This is a genomic window from Gayadomonas joobiniege G7 (assembly GCF_000300815.1).
Lineage (GTDB): Bacteria > Pseudomonadota > Gammaproteobacteria > Enterobacterales > Alteromonadaceae > Catenovulum > Catenovulum joobiniege.
Window position 1 is genome coordinate 1017171 of record NZ_AMRX01000006.1, and the last position, 24467, is coordinate 1041637.

General features: G+C 39.6%; 30 protein-coding genes, 1 other RNA gene and 2 pseudogenes. 15 read left to right on the plus strand and 18 right to left on the minus strand.

Annotated features, from left to right (window positions below; translation table 11 throughout):
• Nucleotides 1-94 precede the first annotated feature (94 nt).
• Entirely contained in the window at nt 95-700 is a 606-nt protein-coding gene (locus C727_RS0111820; protein ID WP_017445860.1) for an ANTAR domain-containing response regulator, read from the plus strand.
• Between the two features lie 29 nt (nt 701-729).
• On the opposite strand, the gene C727_RS0111825 is transcribed toward C727_RS0111820, so the two are convergent.
• Both C727_RS0111825 and aroA read right to left on the minus strand, forming a co-directional pair.
• Nucleotides 730-1818 (minus strand): porin, encoded by a 1089-nt coding sequence (locus C727_RS0111825; RefSeq protein WP_017445861.1) that lies wholly within the window; start codon nt 1816-1818, stop codon nt 730-732.
• Between the two features lie 78 nt (nt 1819-1896).
• Complete coding sequence (aroA, locus tag C727_RS0111830) at nt 1897-3183, minus strand: 3-phosphoshikimate 1-carboxyvinyltransferase (protein WP_017445862.1); 1287 nt, start codon at nt 3181-3183, stop codon at nt 1897-1899.
• Between the two features lie 210 nt (nt 3184-3393).
• On the opposite strand from aroA, the gene ffs reads away from it, so the two are divergent.
• An RNA gene (gene ffs, locus C727_RS19375) (signal recognition particle sRNA small type) lies at nt 3394-3490 on the plus strand.
• A gap of 197 nt (nt 3491-3687) precedes the next feature.
• Here ffs and C727_RS0111835 read toward each other — a convergent pair.
• From C727_RS0111835 to C727_RS0111845, 3 genes and pseudogenes are all read right to left on the minus strand, one after another.
• Nucleotides 3688-4221, minus strand: coding sequence for a DinB family protein (locus C727_RS0111835; RefSeq protein WP_017445864.1), 534 nt, complete (start codon nt 4219-4221; stop codon nt 3688-3690).
• Between the two features lie 163 nt (nt 4222-4384).
• Nucleotides 4385-4555: a hypothetical protein gene (locus C727_RS19685; protein ID WP_017445865.1), complete on the minus strand. Its 171-nt coding sequence runs from the start codon at nt 4553-4555 to the stop codon at nt 4385-4387.
• 222 nt (nt 4556-4777) lie between these two features.
• A pseudogene (locus C727_RS0111845) lies at nt 4778-6265 on the minus strand (IS1182 family transposase); the annotation flags it as partial.
• A gap of 79 nt (nt 6266-6344) precedes the next feature.
• Here C727_RS0111845 and tnpA (C727_RS18455) point away from each other — a divergent pair.
• From tnpA (C727_RS18455) to tnpC (C727_RS0111860), 3 genes are all read left to right on the plus strand, one after another.
• On the plus strand, nt 6345-6662 hold the full coding sequence (gene tnpA, locus C727_RS18455; protein WP_017445662.1) for an IS66 family insertion sequence element accessory protein TnpA: 318 nt from the start codon (nt 6345-6347) through the stop codon (nt 6660-6662).
• The gene (tnpB, locus tag C727_RS0111855) at nt 6659-7009 is read left to right on the plus strand and encodes an IS66 family insertion sequence element accessory protein TnpB (RefSeq protein WP_017445661.1); all 351 of its coding nucleotides are present in this window, start codon (nt 6659-6661) and stop codon (nt 7007-7009) included. Before tnpA (C727_RS18455) ends, tnpB (C727_RS0111855) begins: the two co-directional genes overlap by 4 nt.
• A 76-nt stretch (nt 7010-7085) precedes the next feature.
• Nucleotides 7086-8600 (plus strand): IS66 family transposase, encoded by a 1515-nt coding sequence (tnpC, locus tag C727_RS0111860; protein ID WP_017445660.1) that lies wholly within the window; start codon nt 7086-7088, stop codon nt 8598-8600.
• A gap of 293 nt (nt 8601-8893) precedes the next feature.
• On the opposite strand, the gene C727_RS0111870 is transcribed toward tnpC (C727_RS0111860), so the two are convergent.
• The 6 genes and pseudogenes from C727_RS0111870 to C727_RS0111895 form a co-directional block, all read right to left on the minus strand.
• A complete protein-coding gene (locus C727_RS0111870; RefSeq protein ID WP_017445868.1) occupies nt 8894-9235 on the minus strand; it encodes a hypothetical protein in 342 nt (113 codons plus the stop codon).
• A 104-nt stretch (nt 9236-9339) separates the two neighbouring features.
• The gene (locus C727_RS0111875) at nt 9340-9756 is read right to left on the minus strand and encodes a hypothetical protein (protein WP_017445869.1); all 417 of its coding nucleotides are present in this window, start codon (nt 9754-9756) and stop codon (nt 9340-9342) included.
• Nucleotides 9757-9820: 64 nt separating this feature from the next.
• Complete coding sequence (locus tag C727_RS0111880) at nt 9821-10411, minus strand: histidine phosphatase family protein (protein WP_017445870.1); 591 nt, start codon at nt 10409-10411, stop codon at nt 9821-9823.
• 20 nt (nt 10412-10431) lie between these two features.
• On the minus strand, nt 10432-10575 hold the full coding sequence (locus tag C727_RS19660; RefSeq protein WP_162131390.1) for a hypothetical protein: 144 nt from the start codon (nt 10573-10575) through the stop codon (nt 10432-10434).
• Nucleotides 10576-10730: 155 nt separating this feature from the next.
• Nucleotides 10731-11819 (minus strand): annotated as a pseudogene (locus C727_RS18460) (IS91 family transposase).
• On the minus strand, nt 11820-12428 hold the full coding sequence (locus C727_RS0111895) for a tyrosine-type recombinase/integrase (RefSeq protein WP_155949232.1): 609 nt from the start codon (nt 12426-12428) through the stop codon (nt 11820-11822).
• Between the two features lie 100 nt (nt 12429-12528).
• Between C727_RS0111895 and tnpA (C727_RS18465) the strand changes: the two genes are divergently transcribed.
• The 3 genes from tnpA (C727_RS18465) to tnpC (C727_RS0111910) all read left to right on the plus strand — a co-directional run bounded on the left by tnpA (C727_RS18465) (nt 12529) and on the right by tnpC (C727_RS0111910) (nt 14784).
• The gene (tnpA, locus tag C727_RS18465) at nt 12529-12846 is read left to right on the plus strand and encodes an IS66 family insertion sequence element accessory protein TnpA (RefSeq protein WP_017445662.1); all 318 of its coding nucleotides are present in this window, start codon (nt 12529-12531) and stop codon (nt 12844-12846) included.
• Complete coding sequence (gene tnpB / locus C727_RS0111905; protein ID WP_017445661.1) at nt 12843-13193, plus strand: IS66 family insertion sequence element accessory protein TnpB; 351 nt, start codon at nt 12843-12845, stop codon at nt 13191-13193. The genes tnpA (C727_RS18465) and tnpB (C727_RS0111905) overlap by 4 nt, the downstream gene beginning before the upstream one ends.
• Nucleotides 13194-13269: 76 nt before the next feature.
• Nucleotides 13270-14784: an IS66 family transposase gene (gene tnpC / locus C727_RS0111910; RefSeq protein WP_017445660.1), complete on the plus strand. Its 1515-nt coding sequence runs from the start codon at nt 13270-13272 to the stop codon at nt 14782-14784.
• Here tnpC (C727_RS0111910) and C727_RS0111915 read toward each other — a convergent pair.
• Nucleotides 14781-15017: a phage integrase N-terminal SAM-like domain-containing protein gene (locus tag C727_RS0111915; protein WP_017445875.1), complete on the minus strand. Its 237-nt coding sequence runs from the start codon at nt 15015-15017 to the stop codon at nt 14781-14783. The genes tnpC (C727_RS0111910) and C727_RS0111915 overlap by 4 nt on opposite strands.
• A gap of 436 nt (nt 15018-15453) precedes the next feature.
• Here C727_RS0111915 and C727_RS20010 point away from each other — a divergent pair, with 436 nt between their 5' ends.
• The 4 genes from C727_RS20010 (at nt 15454) to C727_RS20025 (ending at nt 16218) form a co-directional block, all read left to right on the plus strand.
• On the plus strand, nt 15454-15606 hold the full coding sequence (locus tag C727_RS20010) for a phage integrase N-terminal SAM-like domain-containing protein (protein ID WP_237742331.1): 153 nt from the start codon (nt 15454-15456) through the stop codon (nt 15604-15606).
• Nucleotides 15590-15763, plus strand: coding sequence for a tyrosine-type recombinase/integrase (locus C727_RS20015; protein WP_237742342.1), 174 nt, complete (start codon nt 15590-15592; stop codon nt 15761-15763). Before C727_RS20010 ends, C727_RS20015 begins: the two co-directional genes overlap by 17 nt.
• 93 nt (nt 15764-15856) lie before the next feature.
• Nucleotides 15857-16141 (plus strand): site-specific integrase, encoded by a 285-nt coding sequence (locus C727_RS20020; RefSeq protein ID WP_237742332.1) that lies wholly within the window; start codon nt 15857-15859, stop codon nt 16139-16141.
• Entirely contained in the window at nt 16102-16218 is a 117-nt protein-coding gene (locus C727_RS20025) for a hypothetical protein (protein ID WP_237742343.1), read from the plus strand. Before C727_RS20020 ends, C727_RS20025 begins: the two co-directional genes overlap by 40 nt.
• A 736-nt stretch (nt 16219-16954) precedes the next feature.
• Here the strand turns inward: C727_RS20025 and C727_RS0111930 are convergent.
• The 5 genes from C727_RS0111930 to C727_RS18480 all read right to left on the minus strand — a co-directional run bounded on the left by C727_RS0111930 (nt 16955) and on the right by C727_RS18480 (nt 21644).
• A complete protein-coding gene (locus tag C727_RS0111930) occupies nt 16955-17773 on the minus strand; it encodes a hypothetical protein (protein ID WP_017445878.1) in 819 nt (272 codons plus the stop codon).
• Between the two features lie 586 nt (nt 17774-18359).
• Nucleotides 18360-19073 (minus strand): hypothetical protein, encoded by a 714-nt coding sequence (locus C727_RS0111935; RefSeq protein WP_155949233.1) that lies wholly within the window; start codon nt 19071-19073, stop codon nt 18360-18362.
• 150 nt (nt 19074-19223) lie between these two features.
• A complete protein-coding gene (locus tag C727_RS18475) occupies nt 19224-19517 on the minus strand; it encodes a group II intron maturase-specific domain-containing protein (RefSeq protein WP_017445880.1) in 294 nt (97 codons plus the stop codon).
• Between the two features lie 148 nt (nt 19518-19665).
• Nucleotides 19666-20550 (minus strand): hypothetical protein, encoded by an 885-nt coding sequence (locus tag C727_RS0111945; RefSeq protein WP_017445881.1) that lies wholly within the window; start codon nt 20548-20550, stop codon nt 19666-19668.
• Nucleotides 20551-20975: 425 nt separating this feature from the next.
• A complete protein-coding gene (locus C727_RS18480; RefSeq protein WP_017445882.1) occupies nt 20976-21644 on the minus strand; it encodes an FMN-dependent NADH-azoreductase in 669 nt (222 codons plus the stop codon).
• A gap of 157 nt (nt 21645-21801) precedes the next feature.
• Here C727_RS18480 and C727_RS0111955 point away from each other — a divergent pair, with 157 nt between their 5' ends.
• Nucleotides 21802-22653 (plus strand): LysR family transcriptional regulator, encoded by an 852-nt coding sequence (locus tag C727_RS0111955; protein WP_017445883.1) that lies wholly within the window; start codon nt 21802-21804, stop codon nt 22651-22653.
• 316 nt (nt 22654-22969) lie between these two features.
• The gene (locus tag C727_RS18485; protein ID WP_017445884.1) at nt 22970-23482 is read left to right on the plus strand and encodes a hypothetical protein; all 513 of its coding nucleotides are present in this window, start codon (nt 22970-22972) and stop codon (nt 23480-23482) included.
• Nucleotides 23483-23576: 94 nt separating this feature from the next.
• On the opposite strand, the gene C727_RS18490 is transcribed toward C727_RS18485, so the two are convergent.
• Nucleotides 23577-23825 (minus strand): thiol-disulfide oxidoreductase DCC family protein, encoded by a 249-nt coding sequence (locus C727_RS18490; protein ID WP_017445885.1) that lies wholly within the window; start codon nt 23823-23825, stop codon nt 23577-23579.
• A gap of 92 nt (nt 23826-23917) precedes the next feature.
• Between C727_RS18490 and C727_RS0111970 the strand changes: the two genes are divergently transcribed.
• Nucleotides 23918-24361, plus strand: a complete 444-nt coding sequence (locus C727_RS0111970; RefSeq protein ID WP_237742333.1) for a hypothetical protein — start codon at nt 23918-23920, stop codon at nt 24359-24361.
• The last annotated feature ends 106 nt before the right edge of the window (nt 24362-24467 follow it).

The following is a 24467-nucleotide window of genomic DNA, read 5'->3' on the forward strand; positions in this document are numbered from 1 at the left end:
AAAAATCATGTGTTTATTTTTATTTATAAATACATGATGGTTCGGTCTGTTTTTTGCAGATGAATTTTTTAACTGCACAGGAGCTGTTAAAAATATGCAAAGAACGTATCCTCCAACTCAAACTAACGGTTTATCCGTGTTACTGCTGGTTGAATCTGAAGATTTTGACCGCGGCTTGAAAAACGCTTTGAACACTTGTGGTTATCAAGTGACAGTAATGCTGATTACAGATCCCTTTTTAAAGTCGATGCAAAAAATTGAACCATCGTTATTAGTTTTAGAGGTTGATCACCTAACGTCGGAAAATATCCAGTCACTACGTATCTTAAGCGATATTAATCCGTTACCAATTGTTGTATTTACTGAGTTTTCGGACGAAAGCATGCTCAAACGCCTGCTAAATGCCAAACTGAATGCCTATATCGTTGGCGATAAGTTACCCCATCATGTCGGCCCCACACTTGAAGTGGCTATTTCAAGATTTAACGAAATTCAAAAGTTAGAGTCTGAATTACAAACTGCAAAAGAAAAACTCGAAGGTCGAAAGTGGGTTGAAAGAGCAAAAGGTTTATTAATGGACGAGAAAAAAATGAGCGAGTCGCAAGCCTACAATGTACTTAGAAAAATGGCGATGGATAGGTCTCAACGCATTGAAGACGTCGCAAAAAATGTCATTACCATAGTGCAAACCATTAATTAAAAAAGGGGCTTAAACAAGCCCCATTTAAATTAATTAAAGTAGTAGTCAAATGATATATATAAAGACTTAAAGTCGCCCTCGCCTACACCACCAAACTGATCTATGTATCCGTCTTGCCAAAGATATTCAAAATACAACCAGCCTGGACCATAGTCATAAATCAAGCCGGGTGCAAATGCAAAAACAGTATCATCGGTTGCCGCGTCCTTGTGTTCATTTTGCGCTGCAGTTAGCTCAAAAAAGTAATAAAAATCATCTTGGCTAAAACCTAAGTGCGCCGCATGACGCAAGGTTTCTACCGTGTCGGTTGGACAACTGCCACAAACATCAAAGTCACTAAAATCGCGCTCGGTATAAAAGCTGCGGTATTTAACTGTATAAGGGGCTTGGCTATACATATAGTGTAAATCTATTGCGCTGTGCTCACCTTGCTGCGAAACTTCTCCAGTGGCTGCATAACGCGCAAGATCCATTAATTGGCCCGATTGTATAGAGACCCCTAACGTATGAGCATCAGCAAGTTGCCAGTCAGCATTTGCAACGAGGGTTTTGCCCTTGCGGTAGGTTTCGGCTCCTTCAACATTAGAACCCCAGTGACCGTTATCATCTGTGCTGTCGGTACTAGTTTTGCCCCAGTCGTCCTGATGATAATAAGCAATCTGATAACTAATATCTTGCCAGCTAGACGATAATTTAGCACCTATATCCATTTGGTCACCGTAACCACCCATCAGCATATCGCCCGGCCAAAAATTACTGGTTTTCCAACCAAAAGGAACTTGCGACTTACCCACGGTTAATCGAGTATTTTTATTAAAATCGTAAGCTAGCCAAGCTTTATGAATCGCAAAGTTGTCGCCACTATTATTTGACTGAGGGTTAGTGAAAGAACCCTTACCCACTCGCAATTCACTGCTAAAGTGCCATGGTCCGTGTGAACCATCGTCATCTGCGTACAGGATAAATGCAGGATCGGCAAATTCGCCAGCCCCATCACCTTCTGATCCATTTTGATAAACCCACCAAACCCCTGCACTTAATTCACTGTCCGCCATGACCGGAGCTGAAACAAATGTCGAAATGGCAATGCCTAAAATGCGTTTTTTATACGTGTTCATAATGTCTCCCCTACTGTGTCCATTAACAATATACGCGCCACATTCCATTTAGATTTATTTAACGAGGATTGCAGCAAATTAATGCTGCACAACAGACTCAAATAACTCAAAATAATTAGGGAAAGTTTTAGCGGTACATTTAGGATCATTGATAATAATAGGGTTATCGCCCATTGCCGCTAAAGAAAAACACATTGCAATGCGGTGGTCGTTATAGGTATCTATTGCTGCCGTTGTGATCTCTTGAGGTGGGTTAACAATAATGTAGTCTTCGCCTTCTTCAACCTCGGCCCCAACTTTGCGTAACTCAGTTGCCATAGCATACAAACGATCGGTTTCTTTTACCCGCCAGTTATAAATATTACGGATAGCGGTTGGCCCTTTTGCAAATAAAGCGGTCGTCGCAATGGTCATTGCCGCATCTGGGATATGGTTTAAATCCACATCAACGCCGGTAAGCTGGCCTTGGCCTGTAACTTGAATATACTCATCAGCCCATTCAACTTTCGCGCCCATCAGCTCTAAGACCTCTGCAAATTTGGCATCGCCTTGAACGCTTTTAAGACCTACGCCATTCACTTTGACTGTGCCGCCTTTAATCGCCGCCGCAGCTAAAAAGTACGAAGCAGAAGAGGCATCGCCCTCCACTAAAATACGTCCTGGTGCTTGATAGGTTTGACCGCCTTTTACATAAAAACTTTGATAATTGTCGTGGCTGACTTCAACACCAAATTGACGCATTAAGTGCAAAGTGATCTCGATATATGGCTTAGATACAAGCTCATTGATTACTTCTATATGTAAATCATCTTTTGCTAATGGTGCTGCCATTAATAACGCAGTTAAAAATTGACTTGAGATGCTGCCATCTATCTGTACTTTTCCGCCCGTTAAACCAGTTGCGTTAATTTTTAATGGTGGAAAACCTGGGTCTTTTAAATATTCAATTTGCGCTCCCAACGGCTGCAAAGCATCCACTAAATGACCAATTGGACGCTCAAACATGCGCGGCTCACCGGTTAACACAAATTCACCTTGGCCTAAACATAAAGCCGCCGCCAACGGACGCATCGCGGTGCCGGCATTACCTAAAAATAGTTCAAGCGCACCATCAAAATTAAGTGGCCCTTCGTTACCGGTAACAATACATTCGGCTTTGTTATTAGCAAGTTCGTAGTGAACGCCTAATTTTTCTAACGCGGTTAACATATGACGGATGTCGTCACTATCTAACAGGTTAGTAATGTGGGTTTTACCTTTGGCCAAAGCCGCTAATAATAAAATTCGGTTTGAAAGACTTTTGGAACCTGGAATAGTTACTTCACCGGCCACTGAAGTAATTGGCGCTACCGTAATACTTTGCATAAAAATGGGTGCTCTTTGTTAAGTTTTTTTAATTGCTCAATTTTGAGCATATTATACTGTGCTTTATATTTTATTGCGATCTTGCCGCCAATAAAGCAACTAACTGGCGATAAAACCAGCAAACAGACGATAAAAAAGAGTTTTTAAGCGCATAAACTTGCTATCGGCTAGGATATATGGATAATTCGCTGCGTTGCATTATGGTGACCTTGTTGGTTCCCCCGCAATGATACCTCGTGAATCTGGTCAGGCCCGGAAGGGAGCAGCCACAGCGAGCGACTCATGTGCCGGGGTGTGGCTGGCGAGGTCGCCACCTCAAATCAAATTTTTTACTGTTTTAAGCATAAGCTGACAACTTATCTATCTCTCCTTTCTTGTTTTAATGCAAATACTTAAAAATTCACACATAGGCTGACCAAGAAGAATACAATCATGAGTTGACATTTTTTTTGTGTATAAATAAACCCCAGACCTGTCCGAAGAAAAGTGCGCTACCGCTGATTGTTATAACCGAGGGTCACTCGGAATGCACAAGAGTAGATCGGTGGCTCCTATATCATACCCAAGCTGAGTAAATATCGTACTAACCTGACCTCTGTGATGCGTTTGATGATTAAATAGATGCTGAACAAGGTACCCGAATTTCTTACTAAAACTCTCACCTTTTGTATTGCAATATACCAATGATAAGTCAGCATCTGCTTCTTCTATTTCTTTTGACAGATTGACGATTATTTCATCAATGATTTTTCTTTCACTACGCAGATCTGATAAATCATCATGAATCTTTTCTGTGAGGGACTTAGGTGCATCTCGGTTTTTTAGGTATACCAGTGATGAAAAATCTTTAGGGTGACCAGAGAATCGCTTCAACCAAATAATATCACCAACAAGAATATGGTTAAGAGTGCCCAGAACCGAGCCAAAAAATGCACCTCTATCTTCCGTCAATTCAAACTCACTGAGCTTTTCAGCAGTCGCGAAAATTCGCTCATTCATCCATTGATTGTACTGCGCCATTAGCTCGAAGGTTTGCATTATTGGAATTACCTCAATTGGGTGGAGTTACATCCCGCTTTTTAATATTGATACGAAAGTTTGTGTTTTAATCGTAAGCTGCGGGCCATAAACTTTAGAAAGCCAAAATAGTATAAACACAGAACGTCTAAAAAAGTGGCTAGCTTTTGCGTATTCAAAGAAACTAAGTCTCTTTTCGTCTTTTGATTGGAAACAAACCAAGCCAAAATAAGCCCTCTAAAACAAAGCCCAAGATGACGAATAAAAATACACCTGATTGAATTCCCATACTGTATGACGCAATGGCTGCCACTAGAAGAACCAGAGCGATAACAATTCGATAAATACCTTTCATTAAGACTTTTCCTTTTTAGTACTAACGAGACTGTAGAAAAACCCTTTTTTTAAACTAGAGTTCAACCACAATCTATTTAATTGTTAATTTATAACTCACTTTTACCTATTTTTTTTAATTGATCAACCATTTGATAAATAATATCCAATCGATAAATAAACTGAACAGCGTTTAAACCTTGTATTCAGCTTTGTTAAGCGCAGTTTTAGGCATATCCCCCCATTAATGGCTTAATGTTCCATAATTCGTCAGTTTTTCTATATTATGCACTAAACAATACAACTGCCATTGGCCTTGTACTTTAGTTTGCCCCCGCAAGCTAAACTGGTGTAACCGTTTTTGTGTGCCTATATTGGCAAACACGGGCTCTACCGTCGACATTCTGTGGCTGTAGATATGTTTGCCTTTTTCGCTGTCTACCCTATGTTTCATCCAGTCTGTATAATTCGGCTTTTTATCGTTTTTAAAGCTAAATGATACTTGTCTACCGTTGCCTTTTCTATGATTAGCCGAGTCTGGATTATGCATACAGTGGCTTTTAATTGGGCAATGCCTGCATTGCAACAATCGACCTTCAAAATAAATGGTTGTCAGACCTGAGCCATTGTCTTTAATACCACGAAAACTTAAACGTTCGCCTGACGGACAAGTACAGCTAAGCGCGGTTGGATCAAAGTCAAATTCACTCGCAGGTATGGTCTGTTTACGCTTTTTATTTTTACCATCTTGATGGCGTTTGCCATATTTTGTTTTTTGCTCGCTAAACTTGGGATCGCGGCTTCTGAACTGGTTATCCGGTATATAACCGTTAATTTGGTTTTCGTGTAAATATTTCATATTGGCTTCGTTCGCAAAACCGGTATCTGCTGTCACGATTGTGCCTGTTTGATAAATATTGTCGCTGATATTTAAGCGTTTATATCTTGCTTTTACTGCATTTAAGATAGGTTGCAAACTGTAGTGCTCTTGCCCTTCACCAAAGGCTTGTGCATCCACTATAATTTGGTGTTTTTTATCCACAGTTGCCAGTCCGTTATAGCCTTGGATCGTACCTTTGCTTGTGGTCATTTTCGCCGACTGATTATCTGTTATATTGCTTTTTACTTCTTTGTTTCTTCGCCCTTGTCTTGGCTTATTTGTGTTTAAAAATTTATCTATTTTATCGTGTGCTTGATTGAGCGTGGCTATCATTTGCGCGTGGCGTTTTTGCTGAGCATCCTCTGTTGTTTGTTCGTTATTATCTTCTGCCTGGTGTTTGTTTAAATAGTGACGGAGCTGCCGTTTTATTTTATCGAGTTTTTGTTCAAGCTCTTTAAACGTACCAGACCATTCTTTGGCCGCGTTTGATGACATTTTGCAGCCATCAATGGCAAACAGTTCGTTGCCTAGTAACCCTTGTTGATGGCATATCAATAAAATCTGTTCAAACAGGTTTTCTATTTCTTGCGAACGCCCAGATACAAATGCGGCTATCGTTGTATAATGCGGCACGCTATCACAGCTTAGCGCTTTAAAAATAATGTTGGTTTCGCAGCACCATTGGATCTGGCGACTTGAGGTAATACCTTTAGAATAAGCGAATAGAATGATTTTTAGCAACACAGCTGGGTCGTAGGCAGGTCGGCCATTTTCATCATTTTTATATTTAGGATAAAACACGCTTAAATCGAGTTTGTGCTCAATTAAATAGTGGATGGCATGTTCAAATGTAAGCGTCCGGCAAACTACACATTTTAATCAGTTTACAATCCAACTAATCTAATCGCTCAATTTATTTTGGAGATTAGATATGCCACGACGTACTCGTGAACAATGGTTTGAACTGATTCAGGCACAACAAAATAGTGACTTATCCGTTGCTGAATTTGCCCGTCAGCACCGGATTAATGTTCAAAACTTTTATGCCAGACGCAGTGATTTTAAGCGGGATGGTTTATTAAATCATCAGCATGAATCTGCTTTTGTTCAAGTCACCACGCTGGCAACAGAGGTTCAGCGACCTTCCGGAGATATGCTGATTCTAACCATGGGTGAAGCTCAATTGCACCTGCCTGAAAATATTAACGCACAATGGCTCGGTCAGTTGATGCAGGCTGTTAACACATGAAGATGTTTGTTGAACCCGGTGCAATTTACCTGCACCGTCCAGTCGTTGATTTTCGAAAATCCATTAATGGCCTTGCCAATATAGTCGTTGCTGAAATGGCACTGAATGTTATGAGTGGTGCTTTATTTATCTTCTGCAACAAAGGTAAAGATAAACTTAAAATCCTTTACTGGGATAACACCGGCTTTGCACTTTGGTACAAAAAATTAGAAAAAGACAAGTTCAAATGGCCCAATGCTGAGCATGAAAATCAACTCGTTTTATCTGAGCAGCAACTAAACTGGCTGCTCGATGGCTTTGATATTGTCGGTCATAAAACTCTGAATTTAGCAAGCTTGAGCTTATAACTTTAGATCATACCTGATCAGCTTTTAATCTGAATATTATGCAGATAAACAGACAGTTACTAGGTAAAATAACCTTATGACTGAGCTAGAAATTCAACAACAAAAACGTATCCAAGCGCTTGAAAGCAAGTTACTTGAGCAGCAAGAAGCGCTTGAAAAAGCAAAAGCTCGAAATACGTATTTAGAAGAACAATTCAAATTAGCGCAACAAAAACAATTCGGCCAATCGGCTGAAGGCCACCCTGCGCAAGGCGACTTATTTAACGAAGCAGAAGAGGTTGCAGAGTTAGAAAACGCTTTAGAATCAGAAACTCAAACCGTCACTTATACCCGTAAAAAAGCCAAACGAACTCAACTACCTGCTGATTTACCACGCGAAGTGATTGTTCACGACATTGAAGATAAAAGCTGTGACTGTTGCGGTGGCAAACTACATAAAATGGGCGAAGATAAATCGGAAAAGCTCGAGTTTATTCCAGCGCAAATCAAAGTCATTGAACATGTTCGGCCAAAATACAGCTGCCGAGCTTGTGAAAATCACGCTGCGCAAGTCAAAATTAAACAAGCCCCGATGCCAGCGAGCCCAATTCCTAAGGGCATTGCCACACCGAGTCTATTAAGCCAAGTCATTACCAGTAAATATCAATATGCACTACCACTTTACCGGCAAGAAACCATGTTTAAACAACATGGTATAGAAATCAGTCGGCAAACCATGTCTGATTGGATAATAAAATGTGCCAGTTTATTTAAACCGCTGTATGACAAATTGCATCAAATCTTACTTGAGCAAAGCGTGATTCAGGCCGACGAAACCACAGTTAATGTGGTGAGTGATGACAAACTAAAATCCTATATGTGGCTTTATTGCACAGGCACAGATACGCCTATTGTAAATAACCCATTGAGAAATATTGTTTTATATGAATATCAAGCCAGTCGCGGTGGCAGTTGTCCGGTTAATTTCTTGCAAGATTATACTGGTTACTTACAAGTGGATGGCTATCAAGGTTACGAACAAACGAAAGCGACATTAGCGGGTTGCTGGGCGCATGCCAGACGTAAGTTCATTGAAGCAGAAAAAGCTCAGCCCAAAGGCAAAACCGGTAAAGCGAATTGGGCACTGAACCATATCCAAAAGCTGTATCGGGTTGAAACCAAAATCAAAGATAAAACAGCAGACGAAAAACAGGCTATCAGGCAAAAAGAGTCGGTGCCACTACTCGAGCAATATAAAGCTTGGCTGGAAAAGTCATTACTCAATACTTTACCAAAATCCAAATTAGGTGAAGCACTAAACTACAGTTTAAATCAATGGGAGAAATTAATTCGGTATATTGATGATGGGCATTTATCCATTGATAATAATCGAGCTGAACGGGCAATTAAACCCTTTGTGGTTGGTCGCAAAAATTGGCTGTTTAGCCAAACAAAAAGTGGTGCCAACGCTAGCGCCATTCTCTACAGTATGATTGAAACAGCAAAGGCCAACGGATTAATACCTTACGATTATATTAGCTACTGTTTAACCCAAATCTGCAAACCGGATTGCCAAATCCATGATTTACTACCTTGGAATATCAAAAGCTAGGTGTGGTTTAGCCGACGGTTACGTTCAAATGTACCGGCTTGCAGTTGGTCTTCGTAATTAATAACAACCATGCTAGTTTGGTTGTAGTTGGTGGGGATAAACTTAGGCAAAATCAATCTCCTGTGAAGATTTGATACACCTATTAGATCACAAACCGATCTGTGGTTAAAGCAATATTTTGAGGTTTTTCTACAGTCTCAACGCCTTACTAATGGGCGCAAAAGGCTTGGCTAAAATTAGGAACGAAGTGACGCAAGCCAAGCTTTTTGCGCCTGTTAGGCGTTTGTTAGGCTTTATTCCTGAGATATTCTGTCCCATTGATGCGCATAATAACCCTCTTCATCATCGCAACTATCACAAATTAAATACTCTGGATCTTCGCATCGATGATACGCATCTAATAATGATTCACCTTCTAATACCGCAGCGCAATCATTGTGATGCCCTCCCGGATCAGTAATGCCTGAACACGTAATAGATAAATATGGTTCTAATACTGCTTTTTGCTTTTCTGACAACGCATCAAAACCTTCAGCTATGGCTCGTTTAGCAATACCTTCCGTACCTGCGAATGTTGAATTATCGAAAACCCCGTGAGTTACTTGATAATCAAGAATTTTTTCTTTTATACCCATAACATTTTCCTTTTACTAAATGGTAGTTTTTTTAAATATGACTCACAAAAAGCCTAACGCCACAATAACCGAGCGGAGTCCGGTTGATTGTTTTGTTAGCTGTGTCACGTGAACACTGCCGTATATTTTTTATTACACCAAGGTATGCCATAGCCACCACTCTTAATAAGTGACTTGGAGTACCCCCGATTCTTATTACTATAAATAGCTGCAATTGGTTCGTTATCAATGAGGATACAATAATCGCCTAACCCAGAAGAAACTACGGAGAGCGATGACTCCTTGATATCACTCTTAAATGATCCTTCCGCGGCGTATTCCTCACATAACTTTGGAGGGTTTCCGTTTTTAATATACTCCCTATCAATCAAAGGTTCCGGTGGTCTCGGACTGTATAAGAAAACATCTTTTTGCAACTCTCTACTATTAGGGTTCAATAAATACCCCCAAGCAGAGTAACCATCATTCTCTAGAATAATAATTCCGTCTTCAAAACTAAACTCAAGGAAGTATTCGTTCATTCTGTTTTACAGCTAACGTTTACAGCATTGGCGCGGTCTTTTTCGCGTCCATTGCCTGTTTTTGTTACTGGTTGAGGTAGGCGACTGCTCGATTCTTAAAAAAATCATCTTCTACCAATTTTGTAATTTTGCCTGGTCTAATGCCGAAGTTTACGTATCCCACTGATTCAAGTGGCATACCGATCCACCATGCAATAACGTACGTAGCTGCAAATGAGTGAGTTGAAATCACTGTGTTTTCTGCTAATTCAATACCATTCAGATATTGATAAATACGCCCAACAAATTCTCTTTTAGTCTCTGCACCATTAACAATGCTGTGGTCCATACGATTAGCACCGTCTTCAGGCCTTATTCTCTCGTCGAGCCAAGACTGCTCCTTTCCTTCAGCATCCCCGAAACTCATTTCTCTTAAGGCGGAAGATGTCGTGATGGGCGCTCCAGTCATTTCGGCAATACATTCTGAAGTGGATTTAGCCCTCTTTAAATCAGATGAATAAATCAAATCAATTTGCGCTTCAGAGCTTAGTGCTTGAGCAATAACTTTTGCATCTGAGATGCCTTGAATAGTTAACTCTGAGTCATACCAGCCGCCTACAAGATCACTTAAATGATGTTCGGATTCTGTATGAGAGACCACATATATTGTTTTCACGAGTATTTACCAGTAACGCTTTAGTATTCATGCACACGTAGTTTGTGTGAATGAATCACTTGTTGAACGGGCAAACTCCACTCTTGTTTGGTTTGATTTATGCTATAGGAATTTGCTTTTTCAAGCAGAGCTCGCATGGCTGGTGATTTCCTTGTTGTTTGCATTTTATCAATCCATTTTTAGCGTGTTTGTTCGCTTAATAAGCGTTAATTTAAGCCAATTTGTCTATCTATTGCAACTTTATTTTTGTTTGCCGCAGCAAGGCTTATCTCGAATCAACGAGCTAATTAAATATAGTAATGTTATTGCCTTAAAAGTTTCAGCCCGTTAATGCTGGCTCTATTAACTTTCGCCTTGGCAATAAAATACTAATCAGTTTAAGTTCGCCTAATTTGCATTCAGTGCATAACCAACGAGATGCTTTCTCTTCATTGGGCTTTTCTGTACTCAGCTTGTGGCTTTTACACTGCGCTTTTATCCACTTGACTTTGCGCCTGCGACACGCATTGGCTAAAAAACCATAGTGGCGTATTCGCATTAAGCCTTTAGGCAGTATGTGTTGCAAATACCGCCGGATAAACTCGTCTGTTTTAAGTGTCATTACCTTCTGTTGGTGGCTATCTCGGTAATCTTTATATTTAAAGCTGACCGAGCTTTGTGTGTGATTAATTAATCTTGACTCCGATATCACGCCTTTTCGGGTGTACCTCGCCAGATAATTCAATAATTTCTGGCTATGGCTTAAGCAAGGTTTGGCGTACACACACCATGTTTTTGGAATACTCAGACCTTCTAAATTCACGGCTTGGGTCTTTAACTCAGCTAACATTTTACCTTTAAAAACAGTAGATAAAGCTTTCACCGGATAAAGGTAGTTTTTGTTGAGCGTTTGCCATTGTTGCTTCGAATTTAAATGACCTGCGGGGATTAAGCAATGCAAATGAATATGCTGGCTTAAGTTTTGTCCCCATGTGTGTAACACACAGGTCATGCCCAATTGATCGTGTTGTCGGTTGTTGGCAAATTTAGTTAAGGTTTGCCACACCGCTTTAAATAAACTTTGATATAGGGTTTTGGGGTTATATTGTGCTATCAGGTTTAATTCATGTGGCAAGGTAAATACCAAGTGGAAGTAGGTGCAAGGTAATAAATTGTCACTTTGTTTTTCAACCCACATTTCCGTGGTTTGACCTTGGCACCTCGGGCAATGTCTGTCTCAACAACTACAACCAATTTGTGTTTGGTGGCCGCATTGCTCACATTGCCAGTTTTGATAACCAAGTTCGCCTGTTCGGCACGATTGAATATGCCCACATACCCGTTTTTGTTGCACACTCATTTTGTGGTTTTGCTGATAGTGTTCTAAGCTTTGGTTGAGTATGTCGGCTAGATGAATGGTTTTCATAATTCACCTCATGTTCGCCAGCAAATCAATCCCGCCATGGCCTAACTCGGGTAACCAGTGTAAATAGCATTGCGTGGTTTTTATACTGCTGTGTCCAAGTTGTTGCTGTAGTTGATGTAATGGCATACCCGCTTCAAGTTGGTGGGTTGCATAGGCATGACGCAGTTTATGTATATTACACTTATCTTCTAGTCCAATACGCTTCGCCACTTTTCGCAAGGCTTTGGTGTAACCTGAAGGCGATATCGGTTGCGTGTTAAGCCAGCGGGGATAAAACATCCAGTATGTTGGATGAAAAGCTTGCCAGTATACTCTGAGTTGATGTAACACTGTCTCGGGTACAACCACATAACGTTGTTTATTGCCTTTACCATTTTCAATAAAAATGGTTTTTCTTTGGCCATCTATATTACTGACTTTGACATGTGTCAGCTCTCTTAGTCTCAATCCACATCCATAGCACAGCATTGTCATGGTTTTTAAACGCAGTTCATGACAGTTTTTTATAAGTAAAGCAATTTCGGCGCGAGATAGGTATTGTGGGATAACCTGTCGGGGTTTAGGTAGGACTAATTCTAAATTCAATGGTCGGTGCGGTATGTGTTTAAACAAAAAATTTAAACTGTTTACTGTAAGCGTCCGGCAAACTACACATTTTAATCAGTTTACAATCCAACTAATCTAATCGCTCAATTTATTTTGGAGATTAGATATGCCACGACGTACTCGTGAACAATGGTTTGAACTGATTCAGGCACAACAAAATAGTGACTTATCCGTTGCTGAATTTGCCCGTCAGCACCGGATTAATGTTCAAAACTTTTATGCCAGACGCAGTGATTTTAAGCGGGATGGTTTATTAAATCATCAGCATGAATCTGCTTTTGTTCAAGTCACCACGCTGGCAACAGAGGTTCAGCGACCTTCCGGAGATATGCTGATTCTAACCATGGGTGAAGCTCAATTGCACCTGCCTGAAAATATTAACGCACAATGGCTCGGTCAGTTGATGCAGGCTGTTAACACATGAAGATGTTTGTTGAACCCGGTGCAATTTACCTGCACCGTCCAGTCGTTGATTTTCGAAAATCCATTAATGGCCTTGCCAATATAGTCGTTGCTGAAATGGCACTGAATGTTATGAGTGGTGCTTTATTTATCTTCTGCAACAAAGGTAAAGATAAACTTAAAATCCTTTACTGGGATAACACCGGCTTTGCACTTTGGTACAAAAAATTAGAAAAAGACAAGTTCAAATGGCCCAATGCTGAGCATGAAAATCAACTCGTTTTATCTGAGCAGCAACTAAACTGGCTGCTCGATGGCTTTGATATTGTCGGTCATAAAACTCTGAATTTAGCAAGCTTGAGCTTATAACTTTAGATCATACCTGATCAGCTTTTAATCTGAATATTATGCAGATAAACAGACAGTTACTAGGTAAAATAACCTTATGACTGAGCTAGAAATTCAACAACAAAAACGTATCCAAGCGCTTGAAAGCAAGTTACTTGAGCAGCAAGAAGCGCTTGAAAAAGCAAAAGCTCGAAATACGTATTTAGAAGAACAATTCAAATTAGCGCAACAAAAACAATTCGGCCAATCGGCTGAAGGCCACCCTGCGCAAGGCGACTTATTTAACGAAGCAGAAGAGGTTGCAGAGTTAGAAAACGCTTTAGAATCAGAAACTCAAACCGTCACTTATACCCGTAAAAAAGCCAAACGAACTCAACTACCTGCTGATTTACCACGCGAAGTGATTGTTCACGACATTGAAGATAAAAGCTGTGACTGTTGCGGTGGCAAACTACATAAAATGGGCGAAGATAAATCGGAAAAGCTCGAGTTTATTCCAGCGCAAATCAAAGTCATTGAACATGTTCGGCCAAAATACAGCTGCCGAGCTTGTGAAAATCACGCTGCGCAAGTCAAAATTAAACAAGCCCCGATGCCAGCGAGCCCAATTCCTAAGGGCATTGCCACACCGAGTCTATTAAGCCAAGTCATTACCAGTAAATATCAATATGCACTACCACTTTACCGGCAAGAAACCATGTTTAAACAACATGGTATAGAAATCAGTCGGCAAACCATGTCTGATTGGATAATAAAATGTGCCAGTTTATTTAAACCGCTGTATGACAAATTGCATCAAATCTTACTTGAGCAAAGCGTGATTCAGGCCGACGAAACCACAGTTAATGTGGTGAGTGATGACAAACTAAAATCCTATATGTGGCTTTATTGCACAGGCACAGATACGCCTATTGTAAATAACCCATTGAGAAATATTGTTTTATATGAATATCAAGCCAGTCGCGGTGGCAGTTGTCCGGTTAATTTCTTGCAAGATTATACTGGTTACTTACAAGTGGATGGCTATCAAGGTTACGAACAAACGAAAGCGACATTAGCGGGTTGCTGGGCGCATGCCAGACGTAAGTTCATTGAAGCAGAAAAAGCTCAGCCCAAAGGCAAAACCGGTAAAGCGAATTGGGCACTGAACCATATCCAAAAGCTGTATCGGGTTGAAACCAAAATCAAAGATAAAACAGCAGACGAAAAACAGGCTATCAGGCAAAAAGAGTCGGTGCCACTACTCGAGCAATATAAAGCTTGGCTGGAAAAGTCATTACTCAATACTTTACCAAAATCCAAATTAGGTGAAGCACTAAACTACAGTTTAAATCAATGGGAGAAATTAATTCGGTATATTGATGATGGGCATTTATCCATTGATAATAATCGAGCTGAACGGGCAATTAAACCCTTTGTGGTTGGTCGCAAAAATTGGCTGTTTAGCCAAACAAAAAGTGGTGCCAACGCTAGCGCCATTCTCTACAGTATGATTGAAACAGCAAAGGCCAACGGATTAATACCTTACGATTATATTAGCTACTGTTTAACCCAAATCTGCAAACCGGATTGCCAAATCCATGATTTACTACCTTGGAATATCAAAAGCTAGGTGTGGTTTACCCGACGGTTACTGTTTACTTGCAATAATAGACTGGATTTTGAGAGCTTTCGGATAAAAGGCTGCCTAAAATACGCATTCAAATCCTCATCACTTGCTTCGTTTAAGGGCTTACCAATGGCAAGTGTTATTCGCTCTAGTAGTCCACAATAACTGAGTCGGGTACGCTCAGAGTAGCCTCTGTATTCAATCTCCGTTTTAACTTGTTGGATTAAATTATTCATGATCACTTACCTCCAGATTGGTTATTAATCCATAGGTAAGTGTGGCTCAAATGGTGGGGGGTTGCGACTCCGCGCAGCGGCTTAGTTCAACAGCTTAATCATTAGAAGAGCGTATAGAACTTTTTAACATTGAGTCTATAAATGCCATTCTAATGCAGTTTAAATTAATCATTTCATAAACTTAAGCATTAACTCGTCAAAAAGCAATAAGAACTTTCAGGAAAGAAACCGAGCCAACTTGCATAACGAGCCAAATATAGGGTCGTTATGCAAACTCATTGTAATAAAAAAACAAAAAAAATCACATTGTTAAAACATTTCATTTGCATGAAACCGATACCTTGTTAAAAAACAAAGCGAGAACTAATTTGAGTTTTTGGCATACCTCTATTATAACTGTATAAATAAACAGTAATATTGATTGGAGGATTTATTGGTGGCTAAATCTCAATTTATCGAGTCAATTAGAACTGAACTCAGAACCAAGCATTATAGCTATGCAACCGAAAAATCTTATTTGCATTGGGTTCGTGCCTTTATTCGCTTTAACGGTTTTAAGCACTCAAGAAGCCATGTTAATTATTTCTAATCTGTCGGGTAAATATCAAATCATAGCGAGTCTATTGTTTGGTGCTGGCTTAAGAATAAATGAGGCACTCAGATTGCGAATTAAAGACATTGATTTTCATAATAAAAGTATTTTTGTCTTCCGTGGTAAAGGCAATAAAGATCGCTATACATTGTAGCCCGAAAATTTAATTGTCTTTTTACAGACTCAAATTGAAAAAGCCAAACAGTTACATCAACAAGACATAAAAGATGGTTTTGGCCTTACTTCAATGCCTATCAGTTTGATCAAAAAATACAAGTCTGCGGCCAAAGATATTGCTTGGCAATACCTTTTCCCATCCAGTGTTCGCTGTGCACATCCGCAAGACGGTTATATTTGTCGCCATCATATTCACGAAACTGCATTTCGAAAGCAACACAGACAAGCAGTTAAAAAATCAGCCATACATAAACGAGTGACGGCTCATACTTTTAGATATACCTTTGCAACTAGCTACTGCGCTCTGGCACTGACATTAGAACGGTTCAAGAATTACTTGGTCACAATGATGTAAAAACAACTGAGATTTACACACATGTTATTGGTTCTAAATTTGGCTATGCTCGCAGCCCGCTAGATCTGGCATACTGAAGTCTTCAAAATTCTGATAGAAAACCAAGTGTCTACTTTGAGTCTGAGAGCCGACGCTCAACCAAAAGCTAACTAAGATCTGCTTTTCGCTCAAAGCAGCCAAGTTAGTTTTATATTATCTTGCTCAATCAGCTAAGGCAATTGCCCCAGAACAAAAAGAGGACTATAATCACCAAACCTGTCGAATAGACAGTTAATAAAAGGCCTGGAAGTAATCAGCCACAACTAGAAACATTCTGCCGCATAGGTAGCTTCACTTTTAAACCTTTTGTAATTAAATTACAAAAGGTTTTTTATTACATAAAAATTGTCAGCTTATGCTTGCATTTCCGTTTGTCAGTTTATGATTGTAATTTTTTAATTCATTGAAAATAATGGATATATTATATCTACAATTTGTCAGCTTTTGGTTGTATCAACAATTATTGTTGCCCCAAGCATACCCTGACAAATTACAACCATACCTTGACAACGCCTACTTTGTGAATGGCAATTACGTAAGTTTATTACATTTTAGTGGGATCACAAATGTACGGACATATTATAAAAATCGACTGTTAAGAATGTGCCAAAAGCGGAAGTTTGGCTCTAGGATATGTAATGTCGGCTAAAGCCAGATAGCCGACTTAATTTTAATACGGAAATACAAGTTTAACGCAAAGCTTTGGGGCAGCTGAAGCGCAGCGTAAGCCGCCCCAGCCGCGATAGCGGCGACAACAGCGCCTTTTTATGTTTTTTATTTTTTAAACTTTACTTCAACAGAATCTCTCGGAAGGGAATAAATACCACCAACAGTTCTGATATTAACTCGGTTTGCATCGCTAGGTATTAGATCCCCTACCATTTCAATGTTGAACCTTGGGCTAACAAAATCACTAATAAACGTTAATGCTTGTTCTGTTTTTAGACTTCCTTTTCTATCTTCAGAATATAAGCGAATTAACTCATCAAAGCCGTTTTCTAATGCAGATTTCAACAGAGCATATTCTTCCTGACTTACCCCGTCGGCAATATCTGATTTCGCCATTTTTAACGAGGTTTGATACATGTACTTTCCAAGCCAGTTACTTTTTTTACCCGGTTCGGTTTCTACAATAAGAGCAGAAGCAAAAAGCAGCTGTTCATTTTCTGTTTTAGATACATATATATAAGGACTTAACTTTATTGAATCAGCATTGCCACTTGTAAGCTCAAATTGGTGCTTATCAGTTGATCGTTTGAGTAATTCACTAGGATTAAACACCAACTTTTCTTTTAAAACTTCAACATCATCTTCAGTATTCGATTTTATCGCAGCAGTATTTGCCATTACACCAATTGGACCTAATAAAATTCCAACTCCAGCTCCGCCGCCACCAAAGTTTTGTTGGTATAAAATATCTCCACTTTGATTTAAGTGCATTAGTGTATGATTAGTTTGTGCTAGTAAATCAGATTTAGCTACTTCATGTGTTACATGGTTTGTGGCAATCGGTGGTGGTGATTGATACTTTACCGTAGCACAACCAGTCATAAACATACTTACTATCGCTAGCAGTATAAACTTCTTTTTCATTCTTTTTATTTCCTTTTTATTGATAAATAAAGCTAGATTAACTTACAAAAGCACAACATCTTAATCATTAGAAGATCGTATAGAACTTTTAGGAAAGAAACCGAGCCAACTTGCATAACGAGCCAAATATAGGGTCGTTATTCAAACTCATTGTAATAAAAAAAACAAAAAAATCATATTATTAAAACATTTAATTTGCATAAAACCGATACCTTGTTAAAAAACAAAGCGAGAACTAATTTGAGTTTTTGGCATACCTCTATTACAACTGTATAAATAAACAGCAATATTGATTGGAGGATTTATTGGTGGCTAAACCTCAAATTATCGAGTAAATTAGAACTGAACTCAGACCCAATCAAACAGCTTAGCATCTGTTGGTATTGAAATGCCGTGACAAAGTCATCAGCATATCTTATCAACATGGCACGCAAGACTCGATACTAGTGGTTGGTTAGACCTTACCAGACAAAGACTTTCACCCTGTAAGATGCGCCCATATTAACGCGCAAATTAGAGTTGGCTAAAATATTTGAGGAACGAAAATAGACAACTCTAATTTGTCCTGTTGAATTGCTTGTTATGTTTATTCGGCTTTAACTGTATATTCAATCTCCGATGCTGAAACAGAATTAATGCTAATTAAATAGTTTCTAAATCTAATCTCTTTAGAAGAGATTGGATATACAAGTTCTTGCTTAAAATCTGAACGAGCCATATTCTCAAAAGTGTACTCACGATATAATAAACTGATTCCATTAGCTCCAATGCCAGTATAAATTATTTCATGATTGATATATCCAGCTTCAGAAAAAGGAATTTTTGACTCCACTGCTACAAAACTTGTATCTGATGGTAATAGTTCGTACTGCTCTCCACTACCTATTGGCGAGGTCCAAAAACTAGGAGACATTACAGTTCTATCCCACTGACCACTTTTATCTATACCGAACATAAATATGCTCCCTGGTATATTAACAACGGGGTTATCATTTTCATTTATGCCAGCAACTCTAAAAGTATCGCCAGTTGCTCCATTAAGACTTATGCTCGTAGTTGCAATACCTCCCTTCAATGAAAAGTCATTTTGAGCTTGATACATATTTTTCTTAATTATAGCTTTGTAAGATTTTCTTGAAATTATTGGTGCTCCAACGTATGCCTTTTGCACTTCACCAATTGAGTAGTTTTTATAATCTACATCCTCAATTTTACTTTGCATCACATCAGTTTTTTTCATAGAAGTGGTACATCCTGAGATGAGCATAATACAACTTAAAAGCACAGATAATTTTTTCATAAAAATCCCTATTAATTCGATAGAGTTGGATCAAATAAGCAGTCATGGTAGAACGCCCCATTGCTGAGCCGCCCCCATACAGATCCGGACGTGCGGAATTACCGCATCCGGCTCTTCGTTAATATCATTGCCCGTGTAAATCACAAGCCCCTAATACCAGTCTACTGCTATCAAACGTTTGCTGACCCGTAGTGGTTTTATTTGAAAATATCCTAGCATATCTTTAAACCCACGCCAGTTAAAACTATCTCTTTGACTGCGCCTTTTTAGCCATTTGTATAAGCTGTGCAGCACAAAGTTATATATCCTGCTGATGCTTTTACTGTTATCTGGTAGGCCAAAATAATTTTGAATACCAACCAGTTTTCGTTTGAGCTTCGGCATTAATATATTGAGCCGTTTCGAGCGGTTTTGCTTTATCCATTGGTAAAGCGTGCTCAGCATCAGTTTGGCCGCATACGTTGCACTTAAACAGTTAAGCCCAATTTTCGAATGATGTTTCTAGTATTTTAAAGTCAGTAACAAATAAATCGCGATAAGATTCTATTGCTAAAGTTTGTTCGAAGTTATGCCAATTACATGAATTTAATTGTTAGCCCCTCGCCCAAAATTTCCACCATTTTTTATTGCGACCCACGTGTTCGTTCGCTACCGGTTCTTTGGGGCGTGGAAAAGGATTAGAAGCGACGATTAATGCCAAATTAATGAGATTAAATAGCTTGTCTGATAGCTCTTCATACTCTTTATGAATTGCCGAATCATTAAATCCCATGTCATTCCATGACCCCATTCCGCCAAAGACCCATGCACGCTGACTTGCGTTCAAGAGCTGGTGATGTTCTGGTGTAGCATAACCTTTTGGAAATATTGTGTATTCCTTGTCGCTTGACGCAGGAGGCTCTTCGAGCGCTTTTAACCCCCTCTCAAAACATTGTCCGAAGTTACCACAGTTGTTTTTATATGCGAACTCGCTAATTTTTTTAAGAATGTCTTTCAATTGTTCTTTAATCTCAGAAGCTGGTGGTAGAGCCTGTTCCGGCTGATTTCTATTTTTTAAGATTCTCCCGTACTTTACATGCCAAATATTCTGCTCTGGATCATCTCTGTCCCCCACTTCCCAGCCTGCTTCCCAAAAGTCAGATTTTCCAGACTTTACTGTCTCAATAAGCCAACGACCACCGCCACCTACAAATCCAACTGACATTCGATCTGAAATTTCTTCATTATTAGTAGAAATATATCGTACTCTAAACTGAACCACCCCGGTGTCTTTAAGCTTTTTGAACCAATCATTGGGGTCTTTGGCAAAGTCTCTTTCATGCCACTTCGTGCCTGAGCTTTGAAGATCGACGAACTTGACGAATTTGCAGAATTTAAAAGTCGAGCTGCTCGGAAAATAATCGTAATTTAAACGCCCTTTTAGGTATTCATTTCCGTGAGCAGCTATCGAAAGTAATTGAGCAATTGTGCCTTGCATAAATCCTCCGTTTGAGAGCAAACGCCCAAAGCGTTTATATAGCGTTATTGAGTGATCGGTATGATGTTAATACGCAACTCAAGCTCCTAGCTTGTCCAACAATAGGGTTAAGTTGCGGCTTCGCGCAACCTAACCTTATTTATTCGGTACAATTACCCACAAAGCCTGTCATTATTTACTGATACATTAGTCACTAAATTATCATAGGATAAATCTACAATAATTTTTATAACTATATTTGGACAAATAAATTTAAGGTCAGCAAACGTTTCGGCTTTAATAATTAGTTTTTGCTGTAATTGTCACGCCTCAGTGGTTTAATAATCTAACTTTTGAAAGTTTGCCCGATTAATAATCGTCTAATCTATTGCTTTTCAATTAAATATATTCTCTAACTCTTTTGTACGCCCCGTTGATGATGATGCTTAGACGGAGTTTGCGAGTTCTGTCGCTAAGCTGTGCGCCCGCTTGTTGGCGTTGCTCACCGACATTCGATGTCGCTCATCAGCAAACTCTTGATACTCGGCCGCTATTTCATAGATTTTTTCTACCCCCAAATATTTACTGAGCGTGCGCATGTGAGGTTGTAGATGATTTGAACATTCTCTGATGCCCCCTTTTTCAAAGCCAAACTCGCCGCTGGAGGTCACTGTAACTAGAACCTTACCAGACAATAAAGGTCGTAGTGGAAAGTCGCCGCGGGCCAGATCGAAGTCGAAAGTTTTATTTATCCGCACAACTTGATCGAACCAAGATTTTAACTGGGCTGGCATACCATAGTTATACATTGGGGTGGAAATAACTATGATGTCCGCTTTGGCGACCTCAGCTATCAAACGATCAGATAACGCTAAAATTTCTTTTTGTGCCGAGGTTCTTTTTTCATCCGGTGTAAACACTGCGCCAATCCACTCCTGAGTAATAAAACCCGGCGGGTTCATGCCTACATCACGATAAATGTACTCATCTGTGTGTCGAATCTGACGCCAGGTATTAATAAACTTCAGCGCAACATTTTTGGATATAGAATTATGCTTCGGGTTTGGGTTATCAATCGCTCTGACACTCGAATCTATGTGCAATACAGTGCTCATATTCATTACCTTCGTTAGTTAAAAAGTGTGTTATCAACAGAGCTATCTTGTATTGAATGTGGCATAAGCACAAACGAGAAGAATTCACTAATAGATGAGTAAAAATCATCTATAGAGTATACTTTCGAGCAAAACACCAGCATTTAGGAGATTGACATTGCAGGTATCGTTACAGGCGCTCAAAGCATTTGAAGCAGCAGCGCGCCGCGGCAGTTTTAAGCTCGCAGCGGAAGAGCTATCGCTCACGCCAACTGCGGTGTCTCACCACATCAAAAATCTGGAAAACAGGTTAAATGTTAATTTGTTTCATCGACAAACAAGGCAGATAGTATTGACCGAAACTGGCAGAGTTCTGGCAAAAGCAACATCTGATGGCTTTCGCAAAATCGAGAACGCATTGTTAGAAGTTGAAACAGCAGGTCGCATGGTGAGGGTAACAACGACATCATCATTGGCCTCAATGTTATTAATCCCTGCGATGCAAGAATTTTCGCAAACCTATCCGAATATTCCTGTTGAAGTGACAACAGGTGAAGCTGTGGTAAACCAACCATATATCATTCCTATTCGCTACGGCGACTCTACAGTCGTTGCACCTAACGATATTCTCAGCCATGAGCAATTCGACGTATTTGGTGCTAGTGGCATGAAGCCGCCAAGCTGGTCTACTGAACCGATCGTACTTTTTACCACTGAATGGAAAAATTCCACCTTGCCCGCACCACCATTAGCTGCCTGGCTGGCTGCTAATGGCTTAGACAGAGCAAATATTTTATTCAAAAAATTTGACCAGGAATTGTTCTGTATACAACAAGCCATGTCAGAAAACAGTCTGGTCTTTTGCTCGACAATCCTGACGAAGCGACTTCTAAATGCTAATTTGTTGCAGCACTTCGGGACCTTACCCATGCAATCTGACTTATGTTACTACATACCTGATAAACCCAGCTTTGAGAGCAGAAATACGCATAGGTTTTTAAACTGGCTTACTATGTTACTTCGCGGGTAATTTCAATTCGTCCGCCACATGCGGCAAGATTGATGAGGTTAAAAACATGCACACCTAGTTTTTTCAAGCTTCTCACTTTGCTCCGGAACAATATATCTTCCCTCTATACAAAGCCGCGCGGATTTGCGCTTGCCATTCGCGAGTAGTTGTCGTTCAATAAGAGTCAGTTATTTCATCGGTGATCTTCATACACTGGACTTTCACCTTTTTAGTTAATGTCCATATCGGGTCTACACAAAACAAGGCAAAATCGCCGTCCGGTGTAGACGTGCTAAAGCGCCAATGTTTAAGGCGTCATCATTAAGAATGATTCATCATGAATATTTATATAAAAAGCACTATCGCCCTATCCATCTTTACTGTAATTGCTGTTAATTCTAAGGAGTTAAGCGATAATGAATACAATGAATATAGAGGTTTCAACCCAGATATAGCCGATGAGCACCCAGTGGAGTTTTTTCGACGGTATGCGTTATTACTTCAGATGTATGACGAAAAAGTCATTGAACTATATTCTGATAGTGCACAAATATTGGGGTATACAAAACACGCTCACGGTTTAAAAAAATTTGCAGAGCTTACAGGTAAAGAATGGAAAAAATCAGCGAGCGCGGCAATTTGGATGTCAAGAAATACTGGTGACAAAATTACCTACTCAAATGCAAACTTTATAAAAGTTGATAATGGATTTCGAATTACTGCCGATCGGTACTCAGTAAAATTATGCTATACAGATTCCAGCTTTTATCAGATCGTGAAATTTAATAAAGAGGGAAAATTAAAAATAATAAAAGAGTACTTTGAGGTTCTAGCAGAATCAAAATGCTAACAATACCAAGAGGTAAGCGTCCACGGCACGGCATTTGATCTAACATCATCTCTTTTATTCATTTGCCAATATGTTGGGCGCGCCTCTGAATCCCTTAATCTAGCAGATTTATCACTTCAAGGGCTGCATTCGTTTTAACATAACACTGGTTGTTTTTAATTAATATAAAGGTATCAGTCGCCTTATCTTGCACATTATACTGAGCCATAAGCGCCTTTGCACTTTGGCTTTGCAATGGTGCAAAAACAAACTTGTTGGCATGGTCGCGTTTAATAATAAAATTTATCGCGCCATTACATAGGTTACAAACCCCATCAAAAATAATTACCTGACGATTGTCCATGAGTCACCCAATTAAATACTTTATCAATAAAGCTTGAAAAACAGCTAGATTGCACATATCTTTCCCAGATGAAAATTAAGGTGTATGCAAAAGTGACAAAAGCATTTTTGTCGGTTATTTTATTAGCTTCATTTATGCTACTGAATATAGGTAGTCAGACAGCTATTGCCGATAATTTGCAGATGCAGTCAGCTTATACCCAAATCTCTGCGGATGCTACAGGCGATAATAAGCTAACCTCTACTCAGGCAGGTTTAGTAGATAAAGTGCCTGCTCAATACCCCGCAGAATCTCCGCAAAGCAGTCGGCTCACCCAGCCAAGCCATTTTCTTGATACTGAGCAACAACCCGATTACCAACTTTTTTATGCGATAGCCGAGCCAGATATTCCACCTGTTGAGCGTTATCGTTTAAAAAGCCCGATAAAACCACCTTGGTATCAGTGTACCTCTAGGCCACGCACCGGCGCTATTGATAATTGCCGACCGGCTAACCTAACGTACCGCTCACAACTGACATTCGCTCACACTAGCTGATATTAACTTTTATACAGCGCCAAAAGCTTATGCCCGACTCTTTATAAGGGCATTGTTTTTGGCATTAAAATTTTTTATTAGTTTAAAGCTGGCCGGGTAGCTATAG

What these genes read in the sequence shown, in the direction of transcription:
- C727_RS0111820 (WP_017445860.1), top strand. Translation starts at nt 95, where the DNA reads ATGCAAAGAACGTATCCTCCAACTCAAACTAACGGTTTATCCGTGTTA.
- C727_RS0111825 (WP_017445861.1), bottom strand. Translation starts at nt 1,818, where the DNA reads ATGAACACGTATAAAAAACGCATTTTAGGCATTGCCATTTCGACATTT.
- aroA (WP_017445862.1), bottom strand. Translation starts at nt 3,183, where the DNA reads ATGCAAAGTATTACGGTAGCGCCAATTACTTCAGTGGCCGGTGAAGTA.
- C727_RS0111835 (WP_017445864.1), bottom strand. Translation starts at nt 4,221, where the DNA reads ATGCAAACCTTCGAGCTAATGGCGCAGTACAATCAATGGATGAATGAG.
- C727_RS19685 (WP_017445865.1), bottom strand. Translation starts at nt 4,555, where the DNA reads ATGAAAGGTATTTATCGAATTGTTATCGCTCTGGTTCTTCTAGTGGCA.
- tnpA (WP_017445662.1), top strand. Translation starts at nt 6,345, where the DNA reads ATGCCACGACGTACTCGTGAACAATGGTTTGAACTGATTCAGGCACAA.
- tnpB (WP_017445661.1), top strand. Translation starts at nt 6,659, where the DNA reads ATGAAGATGTTTGTTGAACCCGGTGCAATTTACCTGCACCGTCCAGTC.
- tnpC (WP_017445660.1), top strand. Translation starts at nt 7,086, where the DNA reads ATGACTGAGCTAGAAATTCAACAACAAAAACGTATCCAAGCGCTTGAA.
- C727_RS0111870 (WP_017445868.1), bottom strand. Translation starts at nt 9,235, where the DNA reads ATGGGTATAAAAGAAAAAATTCTTGATTATCAAGTAACTCACGGGGTT.
- C727_RS0111875 (WP_017445869.1), bottom strand. Translation starts at nt 9,756, where the DNA reads ATGAACGAATACTTCCTTGAGTTTAGTTTTGAAGACGGAATTATTATT.
- C727_RS19660 (WP_162131390.1), bottom strand. Translation starts at nt 10,575, where the DNA reads ATGCAAACAACAAGGAAATCACCAGCCATGCGAGCTCTGCTTGAAAAA.
- tnpA (WP_017445662.1), top strand. Translation starts at nt 12,529, where the DNA reads ATGCCACGACGTACTCGTGAACAATGGTTTGAACTGATTCAGGCACAA.
- tnpB (WP_017445661.1), top strand. Translation starts at nt 12,843, where the DNA reads ATGAAGATGTTTGTTGAACCCGGTGCAATTTACCTGCACCGTCCAGTC.
- tnpC (WP_017445660.1), top strand. Translation starts at nt 13,270, where the DNA reads ATGACTGAGCTAGAAATTCAACAACAAAAACGTATCCAAGCGCTTGAA.
- C727_RS0111915 (WP_017445875.1), bottom strand. Translation starts at nt 15,017, where the DNA reads ATGAATAATTTAATCCAACAAGTTAAAACGGAGATTGAATACAGAGGC.
- C727_RS20015 (WP_237742342.1), top strand. Translation starts at nt 15,590, where the DNA reads ATGTTAATTATTTCTAATCTGTCGGGTAAATATCAAATCATAGCGAGT.
- C727_RS20020 (WP_237742332.1), top strand. Translation starts at nt 15,857, where the DNA reads ATGCCTATCAGTTTGATCAAAAAATACAAGTCTGCGGCCAAAGATATT.
- C727_RS0111930 (WP_017445878.1), bottom strand. Translation starts at nt 17,773, where the DNA reads ATGAAAAAGAAGTTTATACTGCTAGCGATAGTAAGTATGTTTATGACT.
- C727_RS0111935 (WP_155949233.1), bottom strand. Translation starts at nt 19,073, where the DNA reads ATGAAAAAATTATCTGTGCTTTTAAGTTGTATTATGCTCATCTCAGGA.
- C727_RS18475 (WP_017445880.1), bottom strand. Translation starts at nt 19,517, where the DNA reads ATGCTGAGCACGCTTTACCAATGGATAAAGCAAAACCGCTCGAAACGG.
- C727_RS0111945 (WP_017445881.1), bottom strand. Translation starts at nt 20,550, where the DNA reads ATGCAAGGCACAATTGCTCAATTACTTTCGATAGCTGCTCACGGAAAT.
- C727_RS18480 (WP_017445882.1), bottom strand. Translation starts at nt 21,644, where the DNA reads ATGAGCACTGTATTGCACATAGATTCGAGTGTCAGAGCGATTGATAAC.
- C727_RS18485 (WP_017445884.1), top strand. Translation starts at nt 22,970, where the DNA reads ATGAATATTTATATAAAAAGCACTATCGCCCTATCCATCTTTACTGTA.
- C727_RS18490 (WP_017445885.1), bottom strand. Translation starts at nt 23,825, where the DNA reads ATGGACAATCGTCAGGTAATTATTTTTGATGGGGTTTGTAACCTATGT.